Source organism: Pectobacterium jejuense, assembly GCF_026800125.1.
Classification (GTDB): Bacteria; Pseudomonadota; Gammaproteobacteria; order Enterobacterales; family Enterobacteriaceae; genus Pectobacterium; species Pectobacterium jejuense.
The window spans coordinates 184,522-210,956 of record NZ_JAPQKX010000003.1; the positions used below are offsets into that span (position 1 = coordinate 184,522).

Below are 26,435 nucleotides of genomic sequence, written 5' to 3' on the forward strand. Positions count from 1 at the left end.
CCGGTACGAAACGAGCAATTATGGCACAAAAAAAACTGAATGGATATCCAGTATTAAACCCGTTTACTTTGCAAACGCTGCAAACCTTACTTTCATTTCTGAAGCCATTTCGCAGGTATGACAGAGAGTTTTCCCATGGTAAGATTGATCGTTTAGACTTAGAAAATAAATCTACCGATTCATCAGGAGACGAGCATGGCCAGCAGAGGCGTTAATAAAGTGATTCTTGTCGGGAATCTGGGTCAAGACCCGGAAGTCCGCTATATGCCGAATGGTGGTGCAGTTGCCAACATCACGCTGGCTACGTCGGAAAGCTGGCGTGACAAGCAAACCGGTGAGCAGAAAGAGAAGACCGAGTGGCACCGCGTGGTGCTGTTCGGCAAACTGGCAGAAGTCGCGGGCGAATACCTGCGTAAAGGCTCTCAGGTTTACATCGAAGGCGCACTGCAAACCCGTAAATGGGCCGATCAGGCTGGCGTAGAGCGCTACACCACCGAAGTCGTCGTTAACGTCGGCGGCACCATGCAAATGCTGGGTGGACGCCAAGGCGGCGGCGCACCAGCAGGCGGTAACGCAGGTGGTGGTCAGCAACAAGGCGGTTGGGGTCAACCTCAGCAGCCGCAGGGCGGCAACCAGTTCAGCGGCGGCGCGCAGTCTCAACAGCGCCCTGCACAGAACAGCGCTCCAGCACAAAGCAACGAACCGCCAATGGATTTCGACGACGACATTCCGTTCTGATTTCGAAAGTATCCTTGTCACATTGATGGTTACCACATTCTTTTGTGGTAACCATCAGCTCTTGAAGCATTGATTCATCACCCTTTTATGATAAAGGGTCATCATCTTCATCATAATGGAAAAAGTATGGTTTCCCTGAAGGATGTGGCGCAGTTAGCGGGTGTGTCAATGATGACGGTGTCACGCGTCCTCAACCATCCCGATACCGTTCGCCCTGAAACCAGAAAGCGCGTCATGCAGGCGGTGCAGACGCTTAACTACATCCCCGACCATTCCGCACGAAAAATACGTACCCAGCGTAACAGCGCCTCAACTATTGCGATTCTGGCAAGAGATACCGCAACAACGCCCTTCTCCGTCGAAATTTTATTAGCAATAGAACAAACTGCGCGGGAAAAAGGCTGGAATAGTTTTCTTATTAATATCTTTTCAGAGCAAGACAGCGAGCGGGCAGTACGGCAGCTGTTAGCACAGCGCCCAGACGGAATTATTTATACCACTATGGGGCTTCGCCACGTCACGCTGCCAGATGTGCTGAAAGGGGAAAATGTTATTTTAGCGAACTGTCAGTCAGACGATAAGTCGCTTCCCGCCTACATCCCCAACAATTTTGACGCACAGTATCAGGCAACACGCTATCTGATTGATCGTGGCTACCAAAAACCCCTGTGCTTTTGGCTCCCTGACGCAGAAGCGGCAAGCCGCGACCGCCGCAACGGGTTTGAGCATGCCTGGCAAACGGCGGGACGTTCATTATCAGACACCTCGCAGCATCATATGATGTTGGGAGATGAACACTACACCGACCTGGCAGAATTACTGGCCATCAAATTAAAAGATAATCATCCTGATTTTGATGTCCTTATCTGCGGTAACGATAGGATCGCCTTTATCGCTTATCAGGTCTTGCTGGCACACGGCATTGCTATCCCCGAACAGGTTGCAGTATTAGGGTTTGATAATCAGGTAGGCATGGGCAATTTATTCCTCCCTCCCCTTTCTACCATACAATTACCTCACGATGAGATTGGCCGGCAGGCAACGCTTCACATTATTGAAAACCGCGAAAACGGCGGTTGTCAGCAACTCCCTTGTCCACTCCTGATCCGCTCATCGACATAATACGGCTGCGGTAAGATTCGCTTTTACGTTTGACAAAGACTCAGCAACAGTGAGACTACCGAGTCTTCGTGTATCAATGCACCAATCTTTTGATTACGCGGTGGTTTCAGTACGCAATGATTCAGTACGTAATGAATAGCGCATCGCAGTAAACGATTGATTACAATGCAAACAGGCGCTATTCAAGACGCCAAAGCGAACCGCCAAGCATGACCGCCTCTCCCTGACTGGAATAAAGCGTCAATGCACGCTGTTCCGACTGCGGATAAATTCGACTCGTCATACAGGCTTCTCCATCGTTCACAAAAACTTCCACCGAAGAACGATCGATAAACATCCGAATTTTTACCTGTTCACACTGCGGTAACGCGATGCTCCGATAGCCGTCTATTCCTTCATGTAGATAGCGACGCCATAACACCAGCCGCTTAGCTTGATTATCCACATACAGTTGCAGCCCCTCTCCCAACCTGACACCATACTGCTCTGCCTGGCTGCGTGCCGTGTCCCAACAGATTTCCAGTTCAACCGCGTCTGCATAAGGCGTGATAAGAAAGGGACCCGTCATGGTCGCGGGCTCAATAAGCTGCGGTTGCTGGCGCAGGTTTTCCAGTTCACGAACCGGCTGCTGATATAGCTTTCCGTGACATTCAATGAGTTCACGCGGCAAGGTAAACGATCCGGCCCACCCTTCCTGTTTGGACGGCATAGGCGACTCCCACATGTCCATCCACCCTAAAATGACGCGTCTGCCGTCTGCCGTTAAAAACGACTGTGGCGCATAAAAATCGTGCCCATGATCCAGTTCTTCGAAAGCCCCAGTCCGTTTAAACATGGCTTCAGGCTGCCAGTGTCCCCGCAAGACGCCACTTTGAAAGCGATTGCGATAGGCATAGCCTTCTGCTTTCATCCCCTGAGGAGAAAACATGAGGTAGCGGTGTTCACCTAATGGAAAAAAATCCGGGCACTCCCACATATACCCTTCCTGTGAATCGGCATGAGCCAGTACCCGTTCAAAACACCATTCAGATAACGACGAACCGCGATACAGTAATACCTGCCCCGTATCGTTCCTGTCCCGCGCACCGATCACCATCCACCAAGAACCATCCTCACGCCAGACCTTCGGATCGCGAAAATGCATAATGCCTTCTGGCGGCGTCAGGATGACGCCCCGTTTTTCAAAATGGATACCATCGTGGCTGATTGCCAGACATTGCACTTCACGGATGGCACTGTCGTCCCCTTCTCCTGACAACCAGACATGTCCGGTGTAAATCAGCGTTAGCACGCCATCATCATCCACGGCGCTGCCAGAAAAGCAGCCATCAAGATCATATTCATCCCCTGGTGCCAAGGCGATAGCCTCATGCTGCCAGCGCACCATATCCGGGCTTGTCGCATGCCCCCAATGCATCGGCCCCCAGTGTTCACTCATGGGATGATGTTGATAGAAAGCGTGGTAGACGCCATTGAAATAGATCAGGCCATTGGGGTCGTTCATCCACCCCGCTGGCGGCGCTAAATGGTAATGTGGGTAAAACGTATTGCCGCGCTGCGTCAACAACGTATTCCGTGCAGATTCTGCCTTTATCAAACGTGATTTCATCATTTCACCGTGGTGCTGTATTCATATTTTCAGAAACGGATTCATCATCCTCCGCGCGAAGCAATACGCCAGACACCAGTGTCAGAATGAGTACAGCGACCGCCAGTATCATATAGGTGTCAGCAAAGCCCAGTGCGTCATAGCCATACCCCACAATCGGGGAGAGGATCGCGGCGCAAAATGAGGTAACAAACTGGAATCCAACCAGATAGAGCGTGGCCGACAGACGTTTGTCGAACTGCGAGGTAATGTATTTGAACATGGCGATGAGCAGGATCGGCAGTTCGACGGCATGGAGTAATTTTAACAACGAGATGGCAAATGACCCTTCCGCCAGCCCCGATCCGAATATCCTAAACGTCATGATAAGGCCGCTTAATAACAAGCCGCGTTTGGCACCGATACGGTTAACCAGAAACGGGGCTAAAAACATGCCACCGGCTTCTAAAAACACCTGAAACGAATTGAGGAATCCGAACATTTCGTTGCCGCGCGCAGGGTCGCTAAACAGTGAGGCGAAATAGACAGGAAACTGTTGATCGTAAACGTTATAGACGCTCACACCGCAGACAAACACCACCAGAGACCAGAAGCGCGGCAAGCGCAGCAGCCCAATGGCATCCGCGACAGTGAGCGCATTACTCTTCCCGTATTCCAGCTCGCCCATCGCGTGCGGCTTAATATCATTAAGACGCCATAACAACAGCAAGAACACACTGGCTGATACACAGGCCATCCAGAAATTCAGGTTAGGATCGATGTTAAATAACATTCCGGCGAAGAACGTCGCCCCCGCCCACCCAAGCGATCCCCACATACGGGCTTTTCCGTACTCAAATCCCGTAATGCGGCTGACACGCTCGGTATAGGATTCCAGAACCCCGATCCCTGCAAAAAACGTAGCGCCAACATAAGCACCGACGCTGAATGCGCCGAGAAACATATTCCAGCGTAAAAGCGGTGTTCCAACAAAAATAAACCAGGGCCCGCTCAACAACAGCAGAACGCCAATGCACCACAACAGGTTTTTTCGCAGTCCCAGTTTATCCTGAATAAAACCATAAATCGGCTGAGCGAAAAACGCGGTAAGGCTGATGATTGAAAAAATGATCCCCGTATCCGCTCCCCGTAGTCCAACCTTCTGGTTAAGCCACAACGAGATCAGTGAAAAGGCTGAAGACCATGTCCAGAAGAAGGCGAATAGCAACCCACTTAATTTTAAGTAATTTTGTCTGGCAGAGTATGCCGGTATATGCGCGTATTTATTCATGTTGATCTATTCCGCAAGAAGTTCACCGCCATTGTTAACGTTAACAATCCATCATTTACATCATCCTTGTGGAGATATGGGATGGTAATCACAAATGTTAACGTTAACTTAGAGGTTTTGTGACCTAACCGCCAATTTTTACTCATGTCAACGCACCGGAACCGGAACAAAAACAAAGCTTCTTCTTTTTGGTCTCAGCCAGCCAGGAGAGTGAAAAAATTGGTCTGGTCCTCTCTCAATAAGTGGAGGGGCATATCCATCTATTTGATTGCTATTTTATTCCGGAAAATATCAGCCTGATTGCCAGCACTTATCCACGATAATAGGAAAATAAAATGATGAATACAGACCAAGAAATTATTGTTAATCCCGTTGAGCCAGAAGATCACGCGCAGTGGCTGCCCTATTGGAAGAGTTATCAGGAATTCTATAAGGTGCAGCTTTCCGCTGAGGTCACGGAAGCCACCTGGAGCCGCTTTTTTAAAGCCGATATCCCCGTGTACTGCGCGGTAGCGAGAGAAGGATTACATATTGTGGGCTTCGTGCACTTTGTTTTTCACGATTCCACCTGGGGAGTAAACTCTTATTGTTACTTAGAAGATCTGTTTGTTGCTCCGACCGCTCGCGGTAAACACGTCGGGAAAAAACTGATTGAATACGTGAGAGAACAGGCACAGGAAAAAAGCTGCGACCGATTGTATTGGCATACTCAGGAAACCAATAAAACAGCTCAGCGACTTTATGATTGGGTGGCAGAAAAACCGGGCGTTATAGAATACAGAATGCCGCTTTAACGATAAAAAATAGATTTCCGCCGCACAAACTTTCTGTGCGGCATCAGGAATTCACGACCAAAGCGTTATTTGTTCGACTTGGGTATCGGCCGCCAGTCCACCTTTATGGGATACGCTTTGAAGTTATAGTCGATACCATAAGAGTGCTGCCTGCCAGCAAGGCTGCATTTACCGAAAAAAGAGTATTCTCCGTTGTATCTCTCTGGAGGTGTCGAAATCACAATTTTTCCGCAGCAGTCAGGATAAATACACGCCGTCGTGTGGGTAAATACCACATAGCCGCCTTCAGTTCTGCTAAATAACCTGTCGGCATAAAGCTGTTTGCATTCCCCTTTATTCGGCGCGCCGGAGACAAAAATGCGGAGATTGTCATAATATCCCGCCACCACCACAGCAAATATCACCCCGAATGCAATGACATATGCCCACAGCGGCAAGTTGATTGCAGGATGAATCTGCATAAGATCCGCGACAAGACTCAATCCCGGCAATAAACAAACGGCCACAAAGCTGACAATGAACTTACTCTGCTCAGAATGCGATATTTCCTTATAAATGCGAGCCGTGTTTTCACCCGCCAGATTAGTGTATTGCCCGTGGTGATTATTGACGTTAATAACGCCGGATTCATTATTGATAACCGTTTGATGTTCGCCAGTATTTCTCTGTTCAATATCCATCACTCCCTCCTTAGACACAAAGTCATCACAGTAAGGGATTTGAGCACAACATGAATGAACCCGCTACGTTGATCTTCGCTACCCCACCCGCCGTACCGATTCTCTGACCACTACCTGTCCGGCTAACTCGGTACGTTGGGCAATACCGAGCGCCTGTGCTGGCGTCATTTGCTGCGCCAGCAGCTGTAGCGCCGCGCGGGCGATGGTCTCAAACGGCAAATGCACCGTGGTGAGCGAAACTGGCAGCATATCGAACGGCAGTATGTCGTCCATGCCCATCACGGACATGTCCTCTGGCACCCGCAGCCCGTGCTGATACAGCGCATCGATCACGCCGATGGCCTGATTATCCGCCGCACAGAAAATCGCGGTGACACCCAGCCTGTCAGGATTGGCCGTTAGCCAGCGCAGCAGCGCATCACGCGCCGTGCGTGGGTGGAAATCCGGCAGCGAGAGGATCAGATCCTCATCGACCGCAATCCCCGCTTGCGTGAGCGCATCCCGATAGCCGCGCTCGCGCTGTTTGATCGTCATGCGCGACGTCCAGGTCAGATGCAGGATCCGCGTATGCCCTTGCTCGATCAGGTAACGCACGCCCGCCGCTGCCGCATAGTGGTTAGCGGGCGTCACGCTGCTCAAGCGCATCGAGGGATCTTCACCGTTGATCAGCACCGCCGGAATGCCGCTTTCCGCGACAGCGTTCAGCAGCGTCGGGTGATCGTCATTCACAATCAGAATGCCGCTCTCTTTTCCGCCCTGAAGTTCACGCAAGAGCTGCTGTTCGTTAATGGTGTCGTGTTCCCCCAAAAACGGACGCAGCTGGATATTGCGTTGCAGACAGAGCGTTTTCAGGGCGTTAATCAGCGTCAGCGACACCAGATTGTACTCACTCTCCAGCATCAGGTTGCGCGGCGTCGCCAGCAGAATGTGGCGCAGCGGTTCCGTCTGCGCGACGGTCGCTTTAGCTACTTTATGCAGCGGATAGCCCTGCTCGGTAGCAATCGCCATGATGTGCTGCCTGACTTTGGCGCTGATCGGTGCCGTCCCGTTCAGCGCGCGGGAAACCGTGCTGATGGAAACCCCCGCGCGGTCAGCAATATCCTTGAGTGTCGCCATTATTTCATCCCCGTGTTGGCAATCCCCGTCGTGATGTATTTTTGCAGGAAGACGAACACCGCCGTCACCGGCAGAAGCGAGAGCATCGTCATCGCCAGTATATAGTGCCACTGCACCGAGAACTGCCCCTGAAACGCATTCAGGCCAATTTGCAGCGTAAAATTATCCTGACTGGAGAGGACGATCAGCGGCCAGAGGAAATCATTCCAGCGCCAGATCACCGAGAAGATCGCCAGCACCGCCAGCGCAGGCGCGGTTAACGGCAGGATGATCTTCCAGTAAATACGGAACTCGCTGGCGGCATCGATACGCGCGGCTTCGATCAGCTCATCAGGGATCGTCAGCATGTATTGCCGCAGCAGGAATACGCCAGTCGGCGTCGCCACCGTGGGAATAATCACGCCCCACAGGTTATCGCCCATGTTCAGGCCAATCACCACCAGAAACGTCGGCACCATCACCACCGACAGCGGAATCATCATCGTGGAGAGAAACAGCGTCAGCACCGTGCCGCGCCCGCGAAACTCGTATTTCGACAGCGCAAACGCCGCCATCGAACTGAGCAACAGGGTCAGCAGCGTTGCCATTACCGTCACAAACACGGTGTTCTTCAGATAGGTGGCAAAGTGGAACTTCGTTATCGGCGTCGTGTAGTTCTCCGTCTCCAGATGTAATGCCTTCATCGGCACCAGATCTTTCGTCGATACACGCACCACCTCACTCGGCGCATCCGGGTTCACCAGTTGTGCAATCAGGCCGATGCGTCTAACCAATGCCATGGTTTTTGCTTCGCCGTCTTCCTGCTTAACCTGCCACAGCTCCAGCGGCTTCGGGTACTCCGGCAGCGTGATGGTATCCGCCGCCTGCGGCAGAAAGCTGGGCGGAAAGCGGTTGATCTCCGCGGGCGTTTTGAACGACGACATCGCCGCCCACATCACCGGAATCATCACCAGCAGCGTACCCACCACCAGCCAGACCCAGCTCATGATATCCGTTATGTGAATGCGCCCCGGATGACGGGTACGGGTGAGAAATGCGATTATTTTCATCATGGCTCCCGTTATTTTTTCCCTTCCAGCCGACGCGTCAGCAGGAACTGCAACGCCGTCAGGATCATCAGCACTACGCCCATCAGCACCGAGGCCGCCGAAGCCAGCCCGTAGAGTGACGCGTTTGACGAAAAGGCCGTCTGGTAGATGTACTGCACGATAAAGCTGTTGGCCGTGCCGGGGCCGCCGCCGTTGGTCAGCACCCAGGCTTCATCGAAGATCTGCACGCTGTTGATGGTCAGCAGAATCACCACCACCAGAATGTTCGGTGCCAGCAGCGGTAGCGTCAGGCGATAGAAACCGCGCCAGCGCGAGGTGCCGTCCACCGCCGCCGCCTCATAAATATCACGCGGGATCGCCTGCAATCCGGCCAGCAGGATCAGGGTATAAAACCCGACGTGGAACCAGACGGAGACAAACACCACCCAGAAGCGCGACAGCGTCGGGTCGAGCAGGAAGGTAATCGGCTGCCCGCCCAGCGACGACAGCACCAGATTCAGCAGACCGTTGCGGTTAAGGAACCACTGCCAGATCAGACCAACGACCACTGGCGACAGCAGCACCGGATAGAAGAACATGGCGCGGAAAAAGCCACGGGCGATAATCTTGCGGTTGAGGATCAGCGCCGTCACCAGCGCCACCAGCAACGTGCAGAGCACGTTGAAAAAGGTGAACGACACCGTGTTGTAGACGCCGGTCCAGAACAGATCCTGTTCACAGGTCGATGGCTCGGCGTAGTTGCCGCAGCTCAGCAGCGTGGAAAAGTTATCCACGCCGACGTAAGGGCGCTCCCACAGCAGGATATTGGTGCCGCCGGTAAAGGCGTAGCACACCGCCAGCAGAATCGGAATAAAGACAAAAACGGCGAACAGCAGCATATTCGGCGCGATAAAAAACCACGGCATCACTTTGCGGCCACCGAGTTTTTGTAGCAGATTCACCGCTTTTTCCACTGGCGTGACCAGCTTATCGATCAGCGATCCTGCGGGCAGTAAGGCAATCTTTTTCATGTCGTCCTCTCCCGTCGCGATAATTAATGCTCGGTACAACGCGGCAATGTGTCATCCGTTTTGCCGTCGAACAGATGGCAATACGTCGGCGGGAAGCGGACGAACACCGACTCACCCGCGGCGAACTCGCGATGCTGCGCCAGATGGACGATCATCTCATCGTCAATGCCGCTCATTCGCCCGTAGATAAAGGTTTCATGCCCCATCATCTCGCAGCGATCGACGCACAGCGCCATGCCCTCGCCGTCCTCTACCAGTTCACAGTGTGAAGGACGAATGCCGAGCGTGACGTTCTGCCCGACGGTACCGATAAACGGCAGCACCAGACGATTGCCGGACGGACACTGCACCTCAACGCCGTCCGCGCAGGTGGCAACGATCTGCGCCGGGAACATATTCATACGCGGTGAACCAATGAAGCCCGCGACAAATTTGTTTTTCGGCCGATTGAACAGCTCCAGCGGCGTGCCAACCTGCTCGATGCGACCGGCGTTCAGCACCACAATGCGCTGCGCCATCGTCATCGCTTCCACCTGATCGTGGGTCACGTAAATCATGGTGGTGCGCAACTTCTGGTGCAGGCGGGACAGCTCGCCGCGCGTCTGCACGCGTAGCTTGGCATCCAGATTGGAGAGCGGTTCATCAAACAGGAACAGGTCGGGTTCGCGTACAATCGCGCGACCAATCGCCACGCGCTGCTGCTGCCCACCCGACAGCGCACGCGGCCGACGATCCAGATACGGTTCCAGCCCCAGCATGCGGGCGGCTTCATCAATACGGCGGGCGATTTCATCTTTGGGGAAGTGCAGGTTCTCCAGCCCGAACGCGAGGTTCTTGCGCACCGAAAGGTGCGGATAGAGCGCGTAAGACTGGAACACCATCGCAATCTTGCGTTCCGCTGGCGTGAGATCGTTCACTTTACGGTTGTCGATCCACAGCTCGCCACTGCTGATCTCTTCCAGCCCGGCAATCATCCGCAGCAGCGTGGATTTTCCACAGCCCGACGGGCCGACAAAGACCATGAATTCGCCATCATGAATCGTTAAATCCACGCCTTTAATGATGTTCACCGCACCATAGCTTTTGTGGACGTTTTTTAGTTCCAGACTCGCCATTGTCAGCCCTCGCAAACAGAATCTAACTGTGCCAATAACATCAGCATGACCAGCGCCTGCCCGTAAGGCACGGCGACATTGGGAATATCGCGATAGAACTGTAAGTCGTGCCCCATCGCCGTGCCGTCCGAGACACCCTGCACCACGCCCTGTGCGTCAATCTGCGCCACCACGGCGGCATAGCCTTTTTCCAGCACGTCCTGCGGGAAATCGTGCAGCATGCCCAGCCGACGCGCCGTCAGAATCCCAGCAATGAATCCCGCGCTGGCAGACGTCTCCAGCGGTGAATCCGGGTCATCCAGCAACGTGTGCCACAAGCCGGACTCATGCTGGCAGCGCGCCAGCGTTGTCGTTTGCTGTTCCAGAATCGCTTCCAGCGTGCGCATGACCGGCGCGGACAGCTGATCCTCCGCCAGCACCCGCATTTCCGGCAGCACCAGCGTGATCCAGGCGTTGCCGCGTCCCCAGAACGCATTGGCATAGTGATGGCGACCGACGAACGTCCAGCCGTGATACCACAGCCCGCTGCGCACATCGGCCAGATAGCGTGCGTGCGTGACGAGCTGATATTCCGCCTCTTCGATCAGATCGCGGCGAGAGAGTAATTTCCCCGCGACCACCAGAAACAGACCGGCCATAAACAGCGTGTCATCCCACAGCTGTCCGGTGTTCGGCCGCTCTTTCACCGTATGCTGGAAGCCGCCGTCCTCGGTTTTCGGCAACGAGTGCAGCAGCCAGTCCGCCCAGTCGCTCACGGTTTCACGCCACTGTGCAGGCGCATCCGGTTTGTCCTGACACAGCAAAGCCAGCACCAGCATCGGTGCCGTCGAGTTGATCTGACGCGGCGGCAGCCCGGCATCCAGCTTTTGCTGATACCAGTTCGCCAGCGTCGTCAGCATGGTGTCGTCCTGCGTCAGATGCGCCAGCTTCCAGAAACCGTACAGCCCGACGCCAACTTCCCAATCCCACTCTTCGAATTGAATCGTCAGTCCAGCGTCCGGCGCATCGTCCTGCGTCACGCTGTCGATCGCTTTCAGGCGGCAAAATGCCCGCGCCACCTGCGCCAGCAGCGCTTCGGTTTGTTGTCGGTTAAGTGAACCTGTCTGCATGTCATGGGTTTCCTGTGTTGAACTGCGGGACGACCGGGACATCGTCGGGAAAAATGAAAGGCTGCTGCGCCACGCTGAATCCTGCCGCGTGGCTAAAGGCCAGTTCGCCGTAATCGGGATCGTCGATACGCACGCCGTCACTGTCCTGTATCAGCGAACGCCCGCGGAAGCGGTCAGCAAACGCGGCAAATCCTTCTGCACCATCGCCGCTGTCCACGGCAACGAACCACACATTCTGCTCGCCATACGCCCGCAGTTCGCCTTCCGCCTGCTGGCCTGCGGTCGCAAACGGCTGCAATCCGGCGGGATTATGAAACGCGGCATAGCCGTTGCCACCGCGTACGAAGCACCAGACATCTTCAACGATGACGTCATCCAGCGCGGTTTGTGGCAGATAGAGGTGTGTCCACGGACGGATATCCTGTTGCAGATCGAACACCATCAGTGCGCGGTTGCGATGCTGCATCAAGTGCGGCAAACGTCCGTTGCCCGCCCAGTAAGAAGGACGGTGCACGCCGTCAGGGCGATCCTCGCCGGGGTGGTTCACCCACAGGCGGGCGGCATAGTGCGTACCCAGTCGCACATCCAGCAGATGCTGTTGGTGTCCTGGCTGGCCGGGGTGATGATCGAAGACGGAAGAAAACGCAACGTCGCGCTGCTTCCAGGCGATGATGCGGGCGCTGCGGTTCAGCCCCTGCACCCAGCGTGCTTCTGCACCGTGCGGCAGTGACCAGTGCGCAATCCGATCTGTCGTTTCCGGCGGCTGATAGTCGCTCAGGCACAGCAGCGGCAGCGCGGCGCAATGCGGAATCAGCCAGCCCTCGCCCCACATCAGCGCACACAGGCCGGACAGTTCGGTCAACATGCCGGAGCGCAGCTCTTTATCGTAGGCGCGCCCCATCGTGCCAACCGCGACGCCGTTCTGATGCACCCACGCCGTCATCAGCATAATGCGGTCGATCACCACACGGGATTTCTCGCGTAGATCGGCGTCCTGCGCCAGTTCATACAGCGCGACCAGCCCTATCAGATCGATGGGGTAATAGGCGGCCGAATTCCACTCCACCAGCCCGTGTTCCAGAATGGAATCAAACCAGCGCGTCAGGCGTTCGTGAGCAATCGCCTTTTGCTCCAGACCGCGACGGCCGCTGCATGGGAAGGTGTCATCCGGGAAGTTTTGTCCGGCAAGATACTGCGCGACGTGGAAGCACAGGCAATGGTTTTCACTCCAGAACCACATGGTGTCGTTGCCCGGTTCATCAATCCAGTAGCGGAAACCGAGAATCGCGCTGCGCACGCGACGCCAGTCCTGCGGCGGCAACTGCTGCCCTTGATAGCGCTGCCACAGCCAAATCAGCGGCACTAACTGGAAATCGGCACAGTCTTCACGGCGGCTGATTTTCTGCAATGCGCTGTTGAGAATCGGCGCGGCGGCATCACTTCCCTCGCCCGTCGCGACAATCGCCAGTAGCCGCCCGAGGCGCTCAAAACCGTGCAGCGCGGTATGGCGCAGCAGCGCTTCACGCCGTGCCGCCAGCGTCGGTAACGCAGGCATCGTTTGCGATGGCAAGCGCCCAAAGCTGAGGGTGCGCGTCAGCGTAATGCCGTTGCAGGTCGCGGCGCAGACCAGATCGTAGTAGCCCACCAGAACCGCAGGCAGATCCACCTGCCAGCCCAGATTTCCAGCAGGCAGCGTTTGTTTCTGCTGCCATGCGGGGACGGATTCGTTGACGTTGCCAATCAGCCGATGCGCCATCATCACGGATTCCGGCAGCGGCTGCGTGCTGTTCAGCACCAGCACGGGCGGTTGGATCAGGTTATTTTCCAGCGTCAGCCCGTTCACCCAGCTATCCAGCGCGGCCAGCTGTGCGCTGAGCGCCGCGTCTTCATCAAGCTGCCAGAAAAGCGTGTCGTCTCCCTGATAGCACAGGCTGAACAGGTAGTCGGTATCACGCTCGCACAGCTCTTCGCTATGCACCACCAGCGTGTTTACCCCTGCTTGCAGCGGCAGCGTGATAGCACAGGTTTGTTCGGTATTGCGGGTAAACGGCGTAAAGCGGGTAATCGGCTCACCGTTCAGCCACAGCGTGACGCCGCCGCAGGTGCTGAGCGTAAACGGTACCACCTGCGCGCTGTCGCTATGGATTACGCAGCGGGAAAAGCGCTGCACGTGAACCGGACACGGCCAGAAATCGCTGAAATTCACGCTGCGGCTTTCATCGCCGCCGCTCCACATCAGCGGGAAGCGTAAATCGTCCGGCAGCGCCACGTCGCGCTTTGCTTCTTCCTGCAAAAAACGCACGCGGCAGGGCAGCACGCCGACATCGACAAAACCGTTAATAAAGCGGTAATTCACCTTATCCGGCAGCGTATCCGGCTCGGCGAAATAACGTTTTTCCGTCAACTCGGTGATGAGAAACCGATTAATGACGCCGTTCTTCTTTAATTTCCAACCGATATTCATACGAAATCCTGTTTACGGCGTTGAAAAATAAAATAACGAAAATGTATGACGGCACTTATTTGCACTCTCGCTGTGCACACCCTGCCAATATTTAGGGCAGCGGGTCATTCCCTGCACCGTGATATCGCAATGAGAATGCAAATTTGCATTAAATTTTCATTTGCATTCATTTATTGACATTTCGCATTAATAAATAAGATTATCGCGTTTATATATGTGATTAATATCACAAAAATGCTTTATTTAAATCAACATTTAAAATATCTTTAACCTGCTTCACATAAATCAATCAGCGTTCTGTCCATGATTGCATGATGAAAATGACAGATGAATGCAAATTTGCATTAATTAAAAGACAGCATAAATCGCAGGAATAAAATAAACCCCGTTAACAGCGACAGGGTATTTACGTCATTAATCAAACATAAGATGTGCTCACCAACGGAGATTTTTATGATGCGTTCCAACACCGCGTTATTTTTTTCCGCCCTTGCACTGGGGTTATTCAGCAGCAGCGCGTTAGCCGCTAAAACGCAAATAACATTTTTATATAGTGATGACGATCCCGAATTAGTGCATTTCATGGAGCAGAAAGTAAAAGCTTTCTCCCAGAGCAATGAGCGCATCGATGTGAATTTTGTCAGCACTGGCTATAACGCGCTGCAAACACAGTTACCTATGCAACTGGCAGCGGGTTTAGGCCCGGATATTGCCAAAACCACGCAAATGGGGCTGCTCGGCTATACGCTGGATTTGCGCCCCTACCTGAAAGACCCAGCCGCCTTTGAGAAACGCTATAGCGCCGGTATCGAAAAGATCATGCGCGTGAAAGGCGTGCATAAAGCGGATGCGCTGCCGGGCTTTGTCGCTTCCTGGACTGCCGATCTGCCGTTCGTTAACGTGACGCTGTTTGAACAGGCAGGCGTTCCTCTGCCGCAGCCGGGCTACACGATTGATGACTTGATGAAAGCCTCGAAGCTGGTCGCGGAAAAAACCGGCGTGCATATTCCCTTCACCATCGACCGCAGCGGTTTCCGCTTCTCCGGTCCGGCCTACTCTTACGGCGCACGTTACGATAAAGACGGGCTGATCAACTTCCCGGACGCGGCAGCGCAGCAGTGGATTAAAGATCTGAAACGCTGGTCGGATGAAGGTGTGTTCCCGCGTGAAATGTGGGGCGCAGCGGGCGGTGGCCAGTACAAGAGCATGGCGGATGATTTCGTGAACGGAAACATCGTGACCTACTTCTCCGGTAACTGGCTGTTGAACCAGTTCAGTAAGCAGATTGGCGACGGCTTTGACTGGAAAGTGCTGCCTGCACCTTGCAAAGAGAAATGCATCTCGATGGGCGGCGCGACCTTCATCATGCCGTTCACCACCACCAAACACCCGCAGGAAGTCGCCGAATTCATGGAGTGGCTGGGCAGCGAACCGCTACAACGTGAGATCGCCGAGCGCTTCAATATCATCGTCGGCGCGGATATTACCGATCTGCACTACCAGACCAAAGATAAACACGTGATCGACGGCCTGAACACCGCGCGCGAAGAGATCAAAAAGATCCCTTCTTACGTCTTTGATTGGGAACGTATGGAAAGTCTGGGTGCGAACGAGCTGTACCCGATCATTCTGACGCGCTTTACCCAATACCTGAACGATCAAGTGTCGTTTGATGAGTATCTGCGCCTGACGTCCAACGATGTGAAGCGCCTCAACGAAACGATCGCGACAAATCAACAACAGCGGAAAAACGCACCGTGAAATGGCAACTGAGGGAGATCGACATCGATGGCGATCGCCCCTTTGATCGCATTAGCGAAAGCACGGTATGCGAACAGCACTGGCCGGGGCAAAGCCGCTATCTGCTGGTCAGCGGCGGTTTTACCCGGCTGCTGCACTGGCATGACGGCCTCCTGACCTGTCGCGGCGGTGACAGCTTCCCCATCGGCAACCCGGCCAGCCTGTCACGGCTGGGGCTGTGGGCGGTGCAGGAGATGCTTCAGGCGGTTGAGGGCATCACCCCGCTGACGCCACTCAGTGAAGTACTGTTCTTGCACTTCGATAAACATGTCGATCGCGTGATCGACTGGTCAAAACAGGCACAGACCACAGACTACACCACGCTCGGGCACGTTGTGCTGGCACACCAGCAGGATGCGCTGGCAGTGCAGCTACTGACCCGCTGTGCGGGTGAACTGAACCTGCTGCTCAACAGCCTACCGGATTCACAAACTGAGTCCGTCAGCCTCAGCGGCGATCTGGCGGTGGCCTGTCTTCCCTATCTGGATTCTGGAGCGCACGCATCATGACGACATGGCTCTATGCCGGGGTGGATGGCGGCGGCACAGGCTGTCGGGCTCGTATTTATCAGGCCGACGGTACGCCGCTCGGTCAGGGACACGGCGGTCGTGCCAATCTGCTGCTCGGCGTGGAAAGCGTGCGCCAGTCGGTGGATGATGCCATCGCACAGGCGTTGAAGCACAGCGGGCTGTCACCGGATGACGTCTCCCGACTGAAAGTCGGGCTGGCACTCGCCAGCGCAGAACACCGCGTCGCCTACGAGGCGTTTCTGGCATTGCCACATCCTTATGCCGCCCAGGTGCTCAATACCGATGCGCTGGGTGCCTGTCTGGCCGTCAACCAAGGGAAAGAGGCGGGCGTGGTCATTGCCGGAACCGGCTCCTGCGGGCTGGCGTGGCAGAACCAGACGATTACCGCCTACGGCGGCCATGAATTCCCGATTTCCGATCAGGGCAGCGGTGCACGGCTTGGGCTGGCGGCGCTGCAACATACCTATAATGTGCTGCAAAGCTGGTGCGCGCCGTCTGCGCTCAGTCAGAGCATCGACGACGTCTTTTCCGCCAGCGCAACACCCACGCAGGCCGCAAATACGCTCGACGCGCTACAGACATTCAGCCAGCAGGCGAAACCGGGCGACTATGCGCAGTTCGCCCGCCACGTATTTGACTGCGCTCAGCAGGACGATGCCGTGTCTCACGCGCTGCTGGCGCAGACGGCCAGCGAAATCAGCCTGCTGTTGGCCGCCGTGGCGCGCCACGCCACACCTCGCTTATCGCTCATGGGCAGCATCGGCTTACACATTCGCCCGTGGCTGCCGGACGAGTGGCAATCCCAACTCGCCTCCCCGATGGGCGATGCGCTCGACGGCGCACGATTGATTGCCTGTCATGATTATGCGTTATACCGCTAGTCCTTTGGGTTCGACCAGCAACCCCGCCTATGGAGATAGTCATGGAATCACTCACTCGTAGAACTTTCGTCAAGCTCGGCGCAGGCAGCGCCATTACGCTGGCTGGCGGCTTTTTTCACGCGAATGGCGAATCAGCCGCCCCCGCCGGGCCGCTGCGCATTGCCATTATTTCGGATGTCCACGTCCATAATATTTACGGCAACTACGATTTTGACGGCCTGCCCGATGTGCAGACCGGAAAAAAGCTGACCATTCGCACCCTGAAAGATTCGGTGAATTCGACCCGCATCTTCAATGAGCCCTACTTTGCGCTGCTGGCCGCGCTGGATGAACTGGCAAAACAGCAGGTGAAATACGTCGTGCTGTCCGGCGATTATTCTGATGACGGCCAGCAGCCTACCGTTGAAGGGATTGCCGCCATCCTGACGCAGTATGAACAGCGCCACGGCATGCGCTTCTTCGCCACGCCCGGCAACCACGATGTCAATCGTCCACAGGGTGATGATTCCTGGCAAAGAATGCTCAACGCCGACGGCAGCAGCACCATGCTGAGCAGCAAACCCGGCGTTAAACTCGGCGACGCACAGTCGCTGATTGTCACCGCCAAGATGCAGGCGCTCGGCTATGAACGCGGCCTGCCGCTGATGAAGCCGTTTGGTTTCTTTAAACGCGACGACTTCCTGCACTGGGAAACGCCGTTTGGCGACAGCGATGAACTCAGTAAACGCCAGTATCTCGCGCGCTCACCGGACGGCAGCAAGCAGTGGAATATCGTGGATGCGTCCTATCTGGTGGAGCCGGAAGCGGGACTGTGGCTGCTTTCCATCGATGCCAACGTGTATCAGGTCAAAGACGGCCCGGAGAAACGCGAAGGGATTGAAGGCTATTCCACCAGCAGCAATACCGGCTGGAACGCGCTGCTGACCGAGAAACCGTTCATGCTGCCGTGGGTAAAATCGGTGGTACAGCGGGCAAAAGCGCAGAACAAGAAGCTGCTGGTGTTCTCACACTATCCGCTGGTCGATTTCCTCGACGGCACGGTAGAAGACGAAAAGCAGCTGTTTGGCAGCAACAGTTTCATTAAACGCACGCCGCGGCCAGAGGTCGCCGAACAGGCGCTGGCGGCAGGAATCCGCCTGCACTTCAGCGGCCACCTGCACGTTAACGACACCGGCGTGTATCGAGGTTCACAAGGGACGCTGGTCAATGTTGCCGTGCCATCGCTGGCTGCCTATCCGCCCGCCATGAAGCTGGCGACGCTGCATAATGACCGAGTCGATATCGATACGCTGGTCCTGCGCAACGTACCGCAGTTCAACCACCTGTTCCCGTTTTATCAGAAAGAGTTGGATCGCACTGGTGAACCGCTGGGCGACATTCTGAAAAGCCGCGATTATTATGACTTCCTGCACCATCATCTGGCGCTGCTGGTACGCCAGCGTTTTCTGGTGAAAGACTGGCCGGAAGATTTATCGTCTCTCATCAATACGCTGAACTGTGCCGATCTGCTGTGGATCGCACAGCAACAGGAACCGATCAGCACCAAAACGCTGCCCGACGCCGCCGAGCGTAAACCGAATGCGGTTGCAGGCACAGATGGGTTACAGGATATTTCACTGCTCACGCTGGTGACCGACTGGTACTGCCTGCGCAACGGCAGCGATCTCGCCTGGCAGGATATTCCGTCAGCGCGGGTGAAACAGTACCGCGCCCTGCTGGCGGCCTACACGCCAACGGCCACGCTACCGCCGGACAGCCTGCAATACCGCTTCGGCCTGATGCTGAAAATCCTCGCCGGTTATATTAATGACGAGCCTGCTACTCGCTTTGTGGTTGATATGCAGGGGAATTTCGTCACGGTGTGATGCATCTTGGTTATGTAGCGCTGGAGGTGGTTTCGTGCGCTTCAAACACCGTTCTCTTCATGCTACGTCGTAGCACGCGCCCGACATAGGGGGCTACGCCAGCCCCCTATGAACCCCGGCTTTTGGCGGAAATTATGCCGCTAAAGCGGTACCTTCGGTGCCCATGCCCGCGTTTCGAGCCGCCAGTGACGCGTTCCCTACGCGGCACTGGCTTTCGCGGCATCCATGCCGCTCACTCGGCGTTCATGTTCCCCTCAGCATAATTTTTTACGCCGTGAAAAGAAGAGCCATCGCGATATGAGTTAGCTGGTTTTTTTTCAGCAGTGAAGCGCACGAAATACTGCACACCTGTAGCAATCACACCAAATCCCCCTAATGTCGACTTACATACTTTCTTACCTATTCCCTCTATCATCATCGATAAAAATCGGTATGTTATAATATAACAATTTAAAGTTTTACCGATGATAATGACAAGTTTTTACTCCCTCTCCGCGCTGAAGCGCGTGTTACTGGTTTCCCTGCTGTTAGTACCGTTGTGGCTATTGGTGGGGTGGGCGGTGGTGTTGCCATGATTGCCCTACAGGAACTGGCCTTTGGCTATCGTAATCAACCACCGCTCGCGACGCTCAGCGGGTGCTTTCATCAAGGTTCGCTGACGGCGATTATTGGCGCAAACGGCTGCGGAAAATCCACATTGCTGAAAACGCTGGCGGGTCTGTTGCCGCCGCTTTCTGGTTCGTTCAGTCTCGGTAACGGCTGCAAAGATAATGCTATCGGCTATTTGCCACAGCTCTCCGAATTCGATCGACAGTTCCCTATCAGCGTGCGCGATCTGGTGCTTATGGGGTCGCTGCCTCATCGCGGGTTGCTTAGGAGTATCAACGCCAACTGGCATCGCAAAGCGACTGACGCGCTCGATGCCGTCTCCATGACGGATTTCGCCGATCGGCATATTGGCGTCCTGTCCGGTGGACAATTACAGCGCGTGCTCTTCGCGCGGCTGCTGCTGACACAGGCTCCCATCATTCTGCTGGATGAGCCTTTTACCGGCATCGATAGCCAAACCACGCAGGCGCTTTTACAGACAGTCGAGCAGCTTCACGCCGAAGGCAGAACCATTCTGGCCGTTTTGCACGATCTGGAACTGGTCGGTCAGCACTTCCCCAACATTTTGCATCTCGCCCCGGACGGCCATCGCTGGGGTGAGGCTCAGCCCATATTACATAGCCTGCGCAAGGCCGACAGCGATACGCCAACGCTCAGGATCGTCACGTCATGATGTTATTTCACCTGATCACTTCTCCTTTTGCCGAATTCGGTTTTATGCGCCGTGCGCTGGTCGGCTGTCTGGTCATCACGCTGAGCGCCGCGCCGCTGGGCTGTTTCCTGCTGCTACGGCGTATGAGCCTGATTGGCGATGCGCTGTCACACGCGGTCTTACCCGGCGTCGCCATCGGCTACCTCATCTCCGGGATGTCGCTGCTGGCGATGGGAATCGGCGGCTTTATCGCCGGGCTGGCCGTCGCCATGCTCTCCGGCTTCGTCACCCGCCACACGGAATTAAAAGAGGACGCCAGTTTTGCCGGCTTTTATCTCGGCTCGCTAGCGCTCGGCGTCACGCTGGTGTCCCTGCGCGGCTCCAGCGTCGATCTGCTGCATGTGCTGTTCGGATCGATCCTCGCGGTAGATCGCGCAGCGCTGATCGACATTGCGCTGATCGGATCGACCTCTTTGCTGGTGCTGGCAGTGATCTATCGGGCACTGGTGATTGAATCGTTTGACGTGACCTTCCTGCGCATCAGCTCAGGGCGCTATCGGGCGTTGATCCACGGGCTGTTTCTGTCGCTGGTGGTACTGAATCTGGTCGCGGGATTCCAGCTGTTAGGCACGCTGATGACGGTCGGCATGATGATGCTGCCTGCCGCTAGCGCACGGTTCTGGACGCAGCGCCTGCCCGTGATGCTCGGCATTGCGGTGCTACAAGGGATGCTCGCCAGCCTGATCGGGCTGCTGTGGTCCTACTATGCCGAGCTGCCCGCCGGGCCCGCCATCATTCTGACGATTACGCTGTTTTTCTGTTTCTCGGTCTGCGTTGGTCACAACGGTGGGCTGTTACGCCTGCGTCGGTGACCGATGAATCTTGTTATCTGCAACTGTCTGTGAGGGAAAAATGAAACGTTCACTGTTAGCTATTGCGTTATCCGGCCTGCTGCTTAGCCCACTGGCGATGGCAAAGAACCTTGAGGTTGTCGCCAGCTTTTCCGTGCTGGGCGATATGGTCAGCCATATCGGTGGCGATCGCGTTATCGTCACCGATCTGGTGAAGCACAATGGCGATCCGCATGAGTTTGAGCCTTCTCCGAAAGACAGCAAAACGCTGGCTAAAGCCGATCTGGTTTTCGTTAACGGGCTGGGGCTGGAAGGATGGATCGATCGGCTGGTCACCGCCTCTGGCTACCGTGGCGACGTCATCACGGCCTCAAACGGAATTGAAACCCGCACCATGGTAGAAGACGGCAAAACGGAAACCGATCCGCATGCCTGGAACAGCATGAGCAACGGCGTGGTCTACGCGCACAACATCGTCAACGCGCTGGTGAAAGCCGATCCAACGAATGCCGATTACTATCGCCAGCAGGGTGAAGCCTACATCAAACAGCTACAGGGGCTGGATAGCTACGCGAAGCAAACGTTCGCCACCATTCCGCCAGAAAAACGTAAAGTGCTGACCAGCCATGACGCGTTCGGCTATTTCGGCCAGGCCTACGGCGTGAAGTTCCTGTCGCCAGTAGGCTACTCTACCGAATCGGAAGCCAGCAGCAAAAAAGTGGCCTCGCTGATTAAGCAAATCAAGCAAGAGAAGGTGAAAAGCTACTTCATTGAAAACCAGACCGATGGACGTCTGGTGAAGCAAATCGCCGATGCCAGCGGCGCACAGCCCGGCGGTGAGCTGTACCCGGAAGCCCTGACCGATGCCTCCGGCCCCGCGGCAACCTACACGGCCGCGTTTAAACACAACGTCGATACCCTCGCCGCCAGCATGAAGTAAGCCTCATTCCTGCCAGTGTGACATCGCTGGCAGGAACCCTCTCTGCCGCCCTCTGGAAAAGATTCACTACACTTAACCCATACGCTATTTCCAAGGAGTTCCTATGACATCGCAATCTTTCAATAACAACGGGTTACGTCAGAAACTTCGCGGGCTATGGTTTCTGGAATCCTTCATTGATGTACTGGGTGACGGCAGCGTGGTTGACATGATGGGGAAAGGGGCGACCGGCTATATCCAGTATACCGACGATAACTGGATGACGGTGCAAATCATGGGCAGCGATAGACTTCCCTACGATACGGGCACCATGACAGGTGGCTCAGAGCAACAGCTGATACAGGCCGCCGCCACCTACTTCGCCTACGCAGGCCGTTATGAAACCGATGACGAAGCGCAGACCGTCACGCACTATCTGGATTATTGCCTCATTCCGAACTGGATTGGTTCCAGCCAGCTGCGCTACGCGCAGCTCAGTGAAAACGACACGCGTCTCTGTTTAACAACGGACTCGATGACGTTCAACGGCGTGGTGCATAAACCCGAACTCAACTGGCGGCGGCAGTCGGCCTGACACAAAGCGTCAGGCACAAGGCGTCAGGCACAAACCCGGCTTACACCAGCGTCAGATTGAACGTTTTGCCTTTTAGTTCCGTTTGCGCCTCGGGTGCTAACGCGCTGTCGGTGATGATATCGGTCAGTTCCGACAGTGGCGTCACGCAGAACAGCGAATACGCGCCGTATTTGCTGCTATCGGCCAGCAGTATCCGGCGGCTGGCATTCGCGCCGAGATCTTGTTTTACGCCCGCTTTCTCTTCCGTTGGCGTGGTGACACCTTTATCCAGACTCCACGAGTTGCAGCTGATAAACGCGATATCGGGATAAATACTGCGCAACAGACGACGACCGTGTTCACCAATACAGGACTGGCTGCTGTCATCAATACGCCCACCGATAATCGTCACTTCGATCTGCTTGAACTCAGACAGGAACAGCGCAATTTGCAAATCGGCGGTAATCACGCGCAGCGGCAGATGCGTCAGGTGACGCGCCAGCTCCAGCATGGTCGTTCCCGCATCCAGCACCACCGCGCTGCCCGGTTTTACCAGCGTCGCGGCATAGCGGGCTATCGCCTGCTTCTCTTGAAGGCTACGATGTAGCTTCTCATTCGTGGTCGGCTGGGAAGGAATAAAACGATTGAGCGTCACGCCGCCATGACTGCGGCTAATCACGCCCTGCTCATCCAGTTTGATCAAATCACGACGGATCGTCGCTGGGGAAGCGTCGATCACGGACACCAGTTCATCTACCGTCACCAGATTATGGCTTTTCAGGTAATCCATAATCTGATCAAGACGGCTCTGCCCTTTTACTTTATCCCCGCTCATGCGGAAAGCATCAGTTAATGTAGGATCCACGGCGATATCCATCTTGCTGTCATATACCCGTAATACTTCAAGCTGCTTGTGCGTTGGCTGCGCTCACTCACCCGAATCACTTACCTGAGTAAGCTCATCGGGATTCCTTCGCTTGCCGCCTTCCTGCAACTCGAATTATTTGGGGTATAAAGTTATTTTATGTTGTTGGTTCTTGATTGCAGGATACCAGAAACCTTCTCGAACACGGGAAGGAAGATATCCTGCAATGTGCACTGTAGCTTAAAAAACCGTGCTATCAACCGTGATGGGTTACCGAAAATCAGGCCAGTTGCATGGCGAGCTGGATAGAGATCGCCATACTTTCTGACTTCGCTTTCCCCGTCCAGGCAATATCAAACGCCGTGCCGTGGTCAGCAGAGGTGCGAATAAACGGCAATCCGGCGGTGATATTCACCCCATCATAGAAGCCCAGCAGCTTAAGCGGAATGTGTCCCTGATCGTGATACATCGCCACTACCATGTCGTACTGGCCTTCATACGCCTGTAGATAGACGGTATCCGGCGGGCATGGGCCATAAACATCAATACCTTTGGCCTTCATCGCTTCAACCGATGGCGACACGATGGTGATCTCTTCGTCACCAAACAGACCATTCTCACCCGCATGCGGGTTAACCCCGGCAACGGCGATACGCGGATGAGTAAAACCGACGCGCTTGAGGAAGACATCCGCCATGTCGATCACCGTTTCCACGCGATCGCGGTTCAGCGTATCCAGGAATTTACGCAGCGCGATGTGCGTTGAAACATGGATCACCTTCAACTTATCGGTATACAGCACCATCGCATAGTCGCGGCTGTTGGTCAGCTTCGCCAGCAGTTCGGTGTGGCCCGGATAGAGGTGGCCCGCCGAGTGCAGCGCTTCTTTATTCAGCGGCGCGGTGGCAATCGCATGGACTTCACCCGCCATCGCCAGCTCGGTCGCTTTCTTGATGCAGCGATAAGCCAAATCGCCCGCCTGCGACTGAACAACGCCAGGCTTCAGCGCTTGAGGATCTTCCAGCGGCTCATCAATCATGTTGATGACGCCCGGCGCGAAGACCGCGTCAGCCGGCTTATCAATGATTTTCAGCTCTACGGCTGGCACGATATTCAACGCCAGAATACGTTGCATCGTCTGTACACAGCCCACCACCACAGCGGATGCGCCGGAAAGCTCGCCTTCGGCCAGAGACTTGATAATAATTTCCGGTCCAATCCCTGCCGGATCACCCATCGTTACCGCAATAATTTTACTCACTGACCTTCTCCTCAATAAAACGTAAAACGTCGAGCAAAGTAGTTTCGTTGCCAAAACCCCCCGCTTTAGTCATCACAGGGGTCGTGCCGACAACGCTGTTCAGCAGGTATCCCCAGGGCACACAGGATGCGATTTGCCCCTTAATCTGAAAGCCGGTCGCGCCCAGTGCGGTTGCCACAGCAATCGCAATGTCACCACCGGATAAATACAGTCCGCTCGGCAGACGCCGGTTAGCGCTGTCCGCAGTCAGGCTGTCTAGCGCCTGAACAATATTGCGCGTAAGTTCCCCCAGATAGTGGCTGATCGTTTCGCCAAGCTGCTGTCGGCTAAGCCCAAGCTGCTGGCACCGCGCGTCGATCTCAAAGCGCTGATTTTCGTTATGACAGGTACGAATAATGCAGTGATTGCCGTTCATCAGCGCCTTCACCGCATCCTCACACTGGGATGCCATGACGGCGGATGACTCAGCTGAAAAGAGTGCGTTGATATCGATCTCAACCAGCGTGACATCGCTGCGCAGCCTGACGGCCGCAATCTGTTTTTGAGCGATATCGCTCATCGAGCCGACGACAGCCAGCAGCGGCTTTTCTGTCTTACGCGTAAAATTCTGCGCATTCGCCAGCGCTTCGCTCAGGCCCGCCGAGCCGACCAGCAAGGGGCGAAACGGCAACGTTCTGGCGGCATCAACGATATGTGTCAGATCGTCCTGCACGTCCGTATCAAGAATAATCAGACGTACACCTTCGTCCGCCAACTGCTGCAAACGCTGGGCTAAATGGGCCTGACGGACGTCATCAAGGTGTATTTCCGCCACCGGTAAAGCGGTTTGCTCTGCCAGACGGGCAGCGATAGAAGCAGAGGTGACTGGCGTTTTGGGATCGCTGGCAAATTCCGTGTCGGTAAGCAGACGACCATTCACCCAAACTTCACCTTTGTGGGTCACACGTCCCAGCGTCGGCGACGCCGCAGCAATCAGCGCGACGGGCACGTCTGCCGCAGACAGCGCGGCGGCGATTTCCGCCCCCACATTCCCGCGCAGCGTCGAGTCAATTTTCTTGATAATCCAGCCTTGTCCACCGGCTGCCTGCCAGGCTGCAACCGCTTCAGCGGTGCGTTGAGACGCCACGTCATCACGCGCCGCACGGCTATCGGTGTTGATCACCACCGCATCACCCAGTAAATCTGCATGCAGTTTATTAACGTCAAATACGACGCTAACCCGCGCACCATGCTGCGCCAGACCGACGCCCGCATCATTGGCACCCGTAAAGTCATCAGCGACTACTAATACCTGTTCTGCTGATTGCTGCACGTTTGACATACTTCATCCCCGGTTCATGATTACCTGATAATGATTATATTGAATCACATTTGATTATATGTGAGCAATATCAAATTATTTAAAAGGAATTTCACCTATAAATTATCACCACGATGTGGCAAATGGCGTTTCGGCGTGATGAGAACCACGTCATTTGACTGAAAGTAATCACCATCGCAACCATTATCATCATAGCGATAACGCTCTGGCGAAAGAGAAAAGGCAAGGTAA

24 protein-coding genes are annotated in these 26,435 nt (G+C 55.0%); 12 read left to right on the plus strand and 12 right to left on the minus strand.

Annotated features, from left to right (window positions below; all coding sequences use genetic code 11):
* The first annotated feature begins 20 nt into the window (after nucleotides 1–20).
* The 3 genes from NXT09_RS07250 (at nucleotide 21) to NXT09_RS07260 (ending at nucleotide 1,860) form a co-directional block, all read left to right on the plus strand.
* Entirely contained in the window at nucleotides 21–215 is a 195-nt protein-coding gene (locus tag NXT09_RS07250; RefSeq protein ID WP_182912385.1) for a hypothetical protein, read from the plus strand.
* Nucleotides 196–738 carry a single-stranded DNA-binding protein SSB1 gene (gene ssb1, locus NXT09_RS07255; protein WP_039283288.1) on the plus strand — a complete coding sequence of 181 codons (543 nt, stop codon included), beginning with the start codon at nucleotides 196–198 and terminating at the stop codon, nucleotides 736–738. The genes NXT09_RS07250 and ssb1 overlap by 20 nt, the downstream gene beginning before the upstream one ends.
* Nucleotides 739–864: 126 nt before the next feature.
* A complete protein-coding gene (locus NXT09_RS07260; RefSeq protein WP_119888516.1) occupies nucleotides 865–1,860 on the plus strand; it encodes a LacI family DNA-binding transcriptional regulator in 996 nt (331 codons plus the stop codon).
* Between the two features lie 178 nt (nucleotides 1,861–2,038).
* On the opposite strand, the gene NXT09_RS07265 is transcribed toward NXT09_RS07260, so the two are convergent.
* Together NXT09_RS07265 and NXT09_RS07270 are read right to left on the minus strand one after the other, a co-directional pair.
* Complete coding sequence (locus NXT09_RS07265; RefSeq protein ID WP_268579281.1) at nucleotides 2,039–3,472, minus strand: glycoside hydrolase family 32 protein; 1,434 nt, start codon at nucleotides 3,470–3,472, stop codon at nucleotides 2,039–2,041.
* A 1-nt stretch (nucleotide 3,473) separates the two neighbouring features.
* Nucleotides 3,474–4,739 (minus strand): MFS transporter, encoded by a 1,266-nt coding sequence (locus NXT09_RS07270; RefSeq protein ID WP_240583729.1) that lies wholly within the window; start codon nucleotides 4,737–4,739, stop codon nucleotides 3,474–3,476.
* A gap of 335 nt (nucleotides 4,740–5,074) precedes the next feature.
* On the opposite strand from NXT09_RS07270, the gene NXT09_RS07275 reads away from it, so the two are divergent.
* A complete protein-coding gene (locus NXT09_RS07275; RefSeq protein ID WP_268579282.1) occupies nucleotides 5,075–5,533 on the plus strand; it encodes a GNAT family N-acetyltransferase in 459 nt (152 codons plus the stop codon).
* 65 nt (nucleotides 5,534–5,598) lie between these two features.
* On the opposite strand, the gene NXT09_RS07280 is transcribed toward NXT09_RS07275, so the two are convergent.
* The 7 genes from NXT09_RS07280 to NXT09_RS07310 form a co-directional block, all read right to left on the minus strand.
* Nucleotides 5,599–6,213, minus strand: a complete 615-nt coding sequence (locus NXT09_RS07280; RefSeq protein ID WP_205551571.1) for a hypothetical protein — start codon at nucleotides 6,211–6,213, stop codon at nucleotides 5,599–5,601.
* A 78-nt stretch (nucleotides 6,214–6,291) separates the two neighbouring features.
* Nucleotides 6,292–7,329, minus strand: a complete 1,038-nt coding sequence (locus NXT09_RS07285; protein ID WP_095700540.1) for a LacI family DNA-binding transcriptional regulator — start codon at nucleotides 7,327–7,329, stop codon at nucleotides 6,292–6,294.
* Complete coding sequence (locus tag NXT09_RS07290; RefSeq protein WP_014916590.1) at nucleotides 7,329–8,381, minus strand: carbohydrate ABC transporter permease; 1,053 nt, start codon at nucleotides 8,379–8,381, stop codon at nucleotides 7,329–7,331. The genes NXT09_RS07285 and NXT09_RS07290 overlap by 1 nt, the downstream gene beginning before the upstream one ends.
* A gap of 8 nt (nucleotides 8,382–8,389) precedes the next feature.
* On the minus strand, nucleotides 8,390–9,388 hold the full coding sequence (locus tag NXT09_RS07295; RefSeq protein WP_010279314.1) for a carbohydrate ABC transporter permease: 999 nt from the start codon (nucleotides 9,386–9,388) through the stop codon (nucleotides 8,390–8,392).
* 23 nt (nucleotides 9,389–9,411) lie between these two features.
* Nucleotides 9,412–10,503 (minus strand): ABC transporter ATP-binding protein, encoded by a 1,092-nt coding sequence (locus NXT09_RS07300; RefSeq protein ID WP_205551574.1) that lies wholly within the window; start codon nucleotides 10,501–10,503, stop codon nucleotides 9,412–9,414.
* 2 nt (nucleotides 10,504–10,505) lie between these two features.
* On the minus strand, nucleotides 10,506–11,612 hold the full coding sequence (gene bglB / locus NXT09_RS07305; RefSeq protein WP_240583733.1) for a beta-galactosidase BglB: 1,107 nt from the start codon (nucleotides 11,610–11,612) through the stop codon (nucleotides 10,506–10,508).
* A gap of 1 nt (nucleotide 11,613) precedes the next feature.
* Nucleotides 11,614–14,076 (minus strand): hypothetical protein, encoded by a 2,463-nt coding sequence (locus tag NXT09_RS07310; protein WP_268579283.1) that lies wholly within the window; start codon nucleotides 14,074–14,076, stop codon nucleotides 11,614–11,616.
* A 453-nt stretch (nucleotides 14,077–14,529) separates the two neighbouring features.
* On the opposite strand from NXT09_RS07310, the gene NXT09_RS07315 reads away from it, so the two are divergent.
* The 8 genes from NXT09_RS07315 (at nucleotide 14,530) to NXT09_RS07350 (ending at nucleotide 22,778) form a co-directional block, all read left to right on the plus strand.
* On the plus strand, nucleotides 14,530–15,837 hold the full coding sequence (locus NXT09_RS07315) for an ABC transporter substrate-binding protein (protein ID WP_010286561.1): 1,308 nt from the start codon (nucleotides 14,530–14,532) through the stop codon (nucleotides 15,835–15,837).
* Nucleotides 15,834–16,385, plus strand: coding sequence for a glucosamine kinase (locus NXT09_RS07320; protein ID WP_268579284.1), 552 nt, complete (start codon nucleotides 15,834–15,836; stop codon nucleotides 16,383–16,385). Before NXT09_RS07315 ends, NXT09_RS07320 begins: the two co-directional genes overlap by 4 nt.
* Complete coding sequence (locus NXT09_RS07325; protein WP_268579285.1) at nucleotides 16,382–17,287, plus strand: glucosamine kinase nucleotide-binding domain-containing protein; 906 nt, start codon at nucleotides 16,382–16,384, stop codon at nucleotides 17,285–17,287. Before NXT09_RS07320 ends, NXT09_RS07325 begins: the two co-directional genes overlap by 4 nt.
* A 41-nt stretch (nucleotides 17,288–17,328) precedes the next feature.
* Complete coding sequence (locus tag NXT09_RS07330) at nucleotides 17,329–19,152, plus strand: metallophosphoesterase family protein (RefSeq protein ID WP_268579286.1); 1,824 nt, start codon at nucleotides 17,329–17,331, stop codon at nucleotides 19,150–19,152.
* A gap of 571 nt (nucleotides 19,153–19,723) precedes the next feature.
* Nucleotides 19,724–20,434: a metal ABC transporter ATP-binding protein gene (locus NXT09_RS07335; protein WP_268579287.1), complete on the plus strand. Its 711-nt coding sequence runs from the start codon at nucleotides 19,724–19,726 to the stop codon at nucleotides 20,432–20,434.
* Complete coding sequence (locus NXT09_RS07340; protein ID WP_205551590.1) at nucleotides 20,431–21,285, plus strand: metal ABC transporter permease; 855 nt, start codon at nucleotides 20,431–20,433, stop codon at nucleotides 21,283–21,285. The genes NXT09_RS07335 and NXT09_RS07340 overlap by 4 nt, the downstream gene beginning before the upstream one ends.
* Nucleotides 21,286–21,325: 40 nt before the next feature.
* The gene (locus tag NXT09_RS07345) at nucleotides 21,326–22,204 is read left to right on the plus strand and encodes a metal ABC transporter substrate-binding protein (protein WP_268579288.1); all 879 of its coding nucleotides are present in this window, start codon (nucleotides 21,326–21,328) and stop codon (nucleotides 22,202–22,204) included.
* Nucleotides 22,205–22,307: 103 nt separating this feature from the next.
* Nucleotides 22,308–22,778, plus strand: a complete 471-nt coding sequence (locus tag NXT09_RS07350; protein WP_268579289.1) for a lipocalin-like domain-containing protein — start codon at nucleotides 22,308–22,310, stop codon at nucleotides 22,776–22,778.
* Between the two features lie 40 nt (nucleotides 22,779–22,818).
* On the opposite strand, the gene NXT09_RS07355 is transcribed toward NXT09_RS07350, so the two are convergent.
* The 3 genes from NXT09_RS07355 to dtnK form a co-directional block, all read right to left on the minus strand.
* Nucleotides 22,819–23,634 (minus strand): DeoR/GlpR family DNA-binding transcription regulator, encoded by an 816-nt coding sequence (locus NXT09_RS07355; RefSeq protein ID WP_240583742.1) that lies wholly within the window; start codon nucleotides 23,632–23,634, stop codon nucleotides 22,819–22,821.
* 268 nt (nucleotides 23,635–23,902) lie between these two features.
* Nucleotides 23,903–24,883 (minus strand): D-threonate 4-phosphate dehydrogenase, encoded by a 981-nt coding sequence (locus NXT09_RS07360; RefSeq protein WP_268579290.1) that lies wholly within the window; start codon nucleotides 24,881–24,883, stop codon nucleotides 23,903–23,905.
* Nucleotides 24,876–26,204, minus strand: a complete 1,329-nt coding sequence (gene dtnK, locus NXT09_RS07365) for a D-threonate kinase (RefSeq protein WP_268579291.1) — start codon at nucleotides 26,202–26,204, stop codon at nucleotides 24,876–24,878. The genes NXT09_RS07360 and dtnK overlap by 8 nt, the downstream gene beginning before the upstream one ends.
* Nucleotides 26,205–26,435 lie beyond the last annotated feature (231 nt).

Coding starts and splice junctions, on each gene's coding strand:
- NXT09_RS07250 (WP_182912385.1), top strand. CDS start 21: ATGGCACAAAAAAAACTGAATGGATATCCAGTATTAAACCCGTTTACT.
- ssb1 (WP_039283288.1), top strand. CDS start 196: ATGGCCAGCAGAGGCGTTAATAAAGTGATTCTTGTCGGGAATCTGGGT.
- NXT09_RS07260 (WP_119888516.1), top strand. CDS start 865: ATGGTTTCCCTGAAGGATGTGGCGCAGTTAGCGGGTGTGTCAATGATG.
- NXT09_RS07265 (WP_268579281.1), bottom strand. CDS start 3,472: ATGATGAAATCACGTTTGATAAAGGCAGAATCTGCACGGAATACGTTG.
- NXT09_RS07270 (WP_240583729.1), bottom strand. CDS start 4,739: ATGAATAAATACGCGCATATACCGGCATACTCTGCCAGACAAAATTAC.
- NXT09_RS07275 (WP_268579282.1), top strand. CDS start 5,075: ATGATGAATACAGACCAAGAAATTATTGTTAATCCCGTTGAGCCAGAA.
- NXT09_RS07280 (WP_205551571.1), bottom strand. CDS start 6,213: ATGGATATTGAACAGAGAAATACTGGCGAACATCAAACGGTTATCAAT.
- NXT09_RS07285 (WP_095700540.1), bottom strand. CDS start 7,329: ATGGCGACACTCAAGGATATTGCTGACCGCGCGGGGGTTTCCATCAGC.
- NXT09_RS07290 (WP_014916590.1), bottom strand. CDS start 8,381: ATGATGAAAATAATCGCATTTCTCACCCGTACCCGTCATCCGGGGCGC.
- NXT09_RS07295 (WP_010279314.1), bottom strand. CDS start 9,388: ATGAAAAAGATTGCCTTACTGCCCGCAGGATCGCTGATCGATAAGCTG.
- NXT09_RS07300 (WP_205551574.1), bottom strand. CDS start 10,503: ATGGCGAGTCTGGAACTAAAAAACGTCCACAAAAGCTATGGTGCGGTG.
- bglB (WP_240583733.1), bottom strand. CDS start 11,612: ATGCAGACAGGTTCACTTAACCGACAACAAACCGAAGCGCTGCTGGCG.
- NXT09_RS07310 (WP_268579283.1), bottom strand. CDS start 14,076: ATGAATATCGGTTGGAAATTAAAGAAGAACGGCGTCATTAATCGGTTT.
- NXT09_RS07315 (WP_010286561.1), top strand. CDS start 14,530: ATGATGCGTTCCAACACCGCGTTATTTTTTTCCGCCCTTGCACTGGGG.
- NXT09_RS07325 (WP_268579285.1), top strand. CDS start 16,382: ATGACGACATGGCTCTATGCCGGGGTGGATGGCGGCGGCACAGGCTGT.
- NXT09_RS07330 (WP_268579286.1), top strand. CDS start 17,329: ATGGAATCACTCACTCGTAGAACTTTCGTCAAGCTCGGCGCAGGCAGC.
- NXT09_RS07335 (WP_268579287.1), top strand. CDS start 19,724: ATGATTGCCCTACAGGAACTGGCCTTTGGCTATCGTAATCAACCACCG.
- NXT09_RS07340 (WP_205551590.1), top strand. CDS start 20,431: ATGATGTTATTTCACCTGATCACTTCTCCTTTTGCCGAATTCGGTTTT.
- NXT09_RS07345 (WP_268579288.1), top strand. CDS start 21,326: ATGAAACGTTCACTGTTAGCTATTGCGTTATCCGGCCTGCTGCTTAGC.
- NXT09_RS07350 (WP_268579289.1), top strand. CDS start 22,308: ATGACATCGCAATCTTTCAATAACAACGGGTTACGTCAGAAACTTCGC.
- NXT09_RS07355 (WP_240583742.1), bottom strand. CDS start 23,634: ATGGATATCGCCGTGGATCCTACATTAACTGATGCTTTCCGCATGAGC.
- dtnK (WP_268579291.1), bottom strand. CDS start 26,204: ATGTCAAACGTGCAGCAATCAGCAGAACAGGTATTAGTAGTCGCTGAT.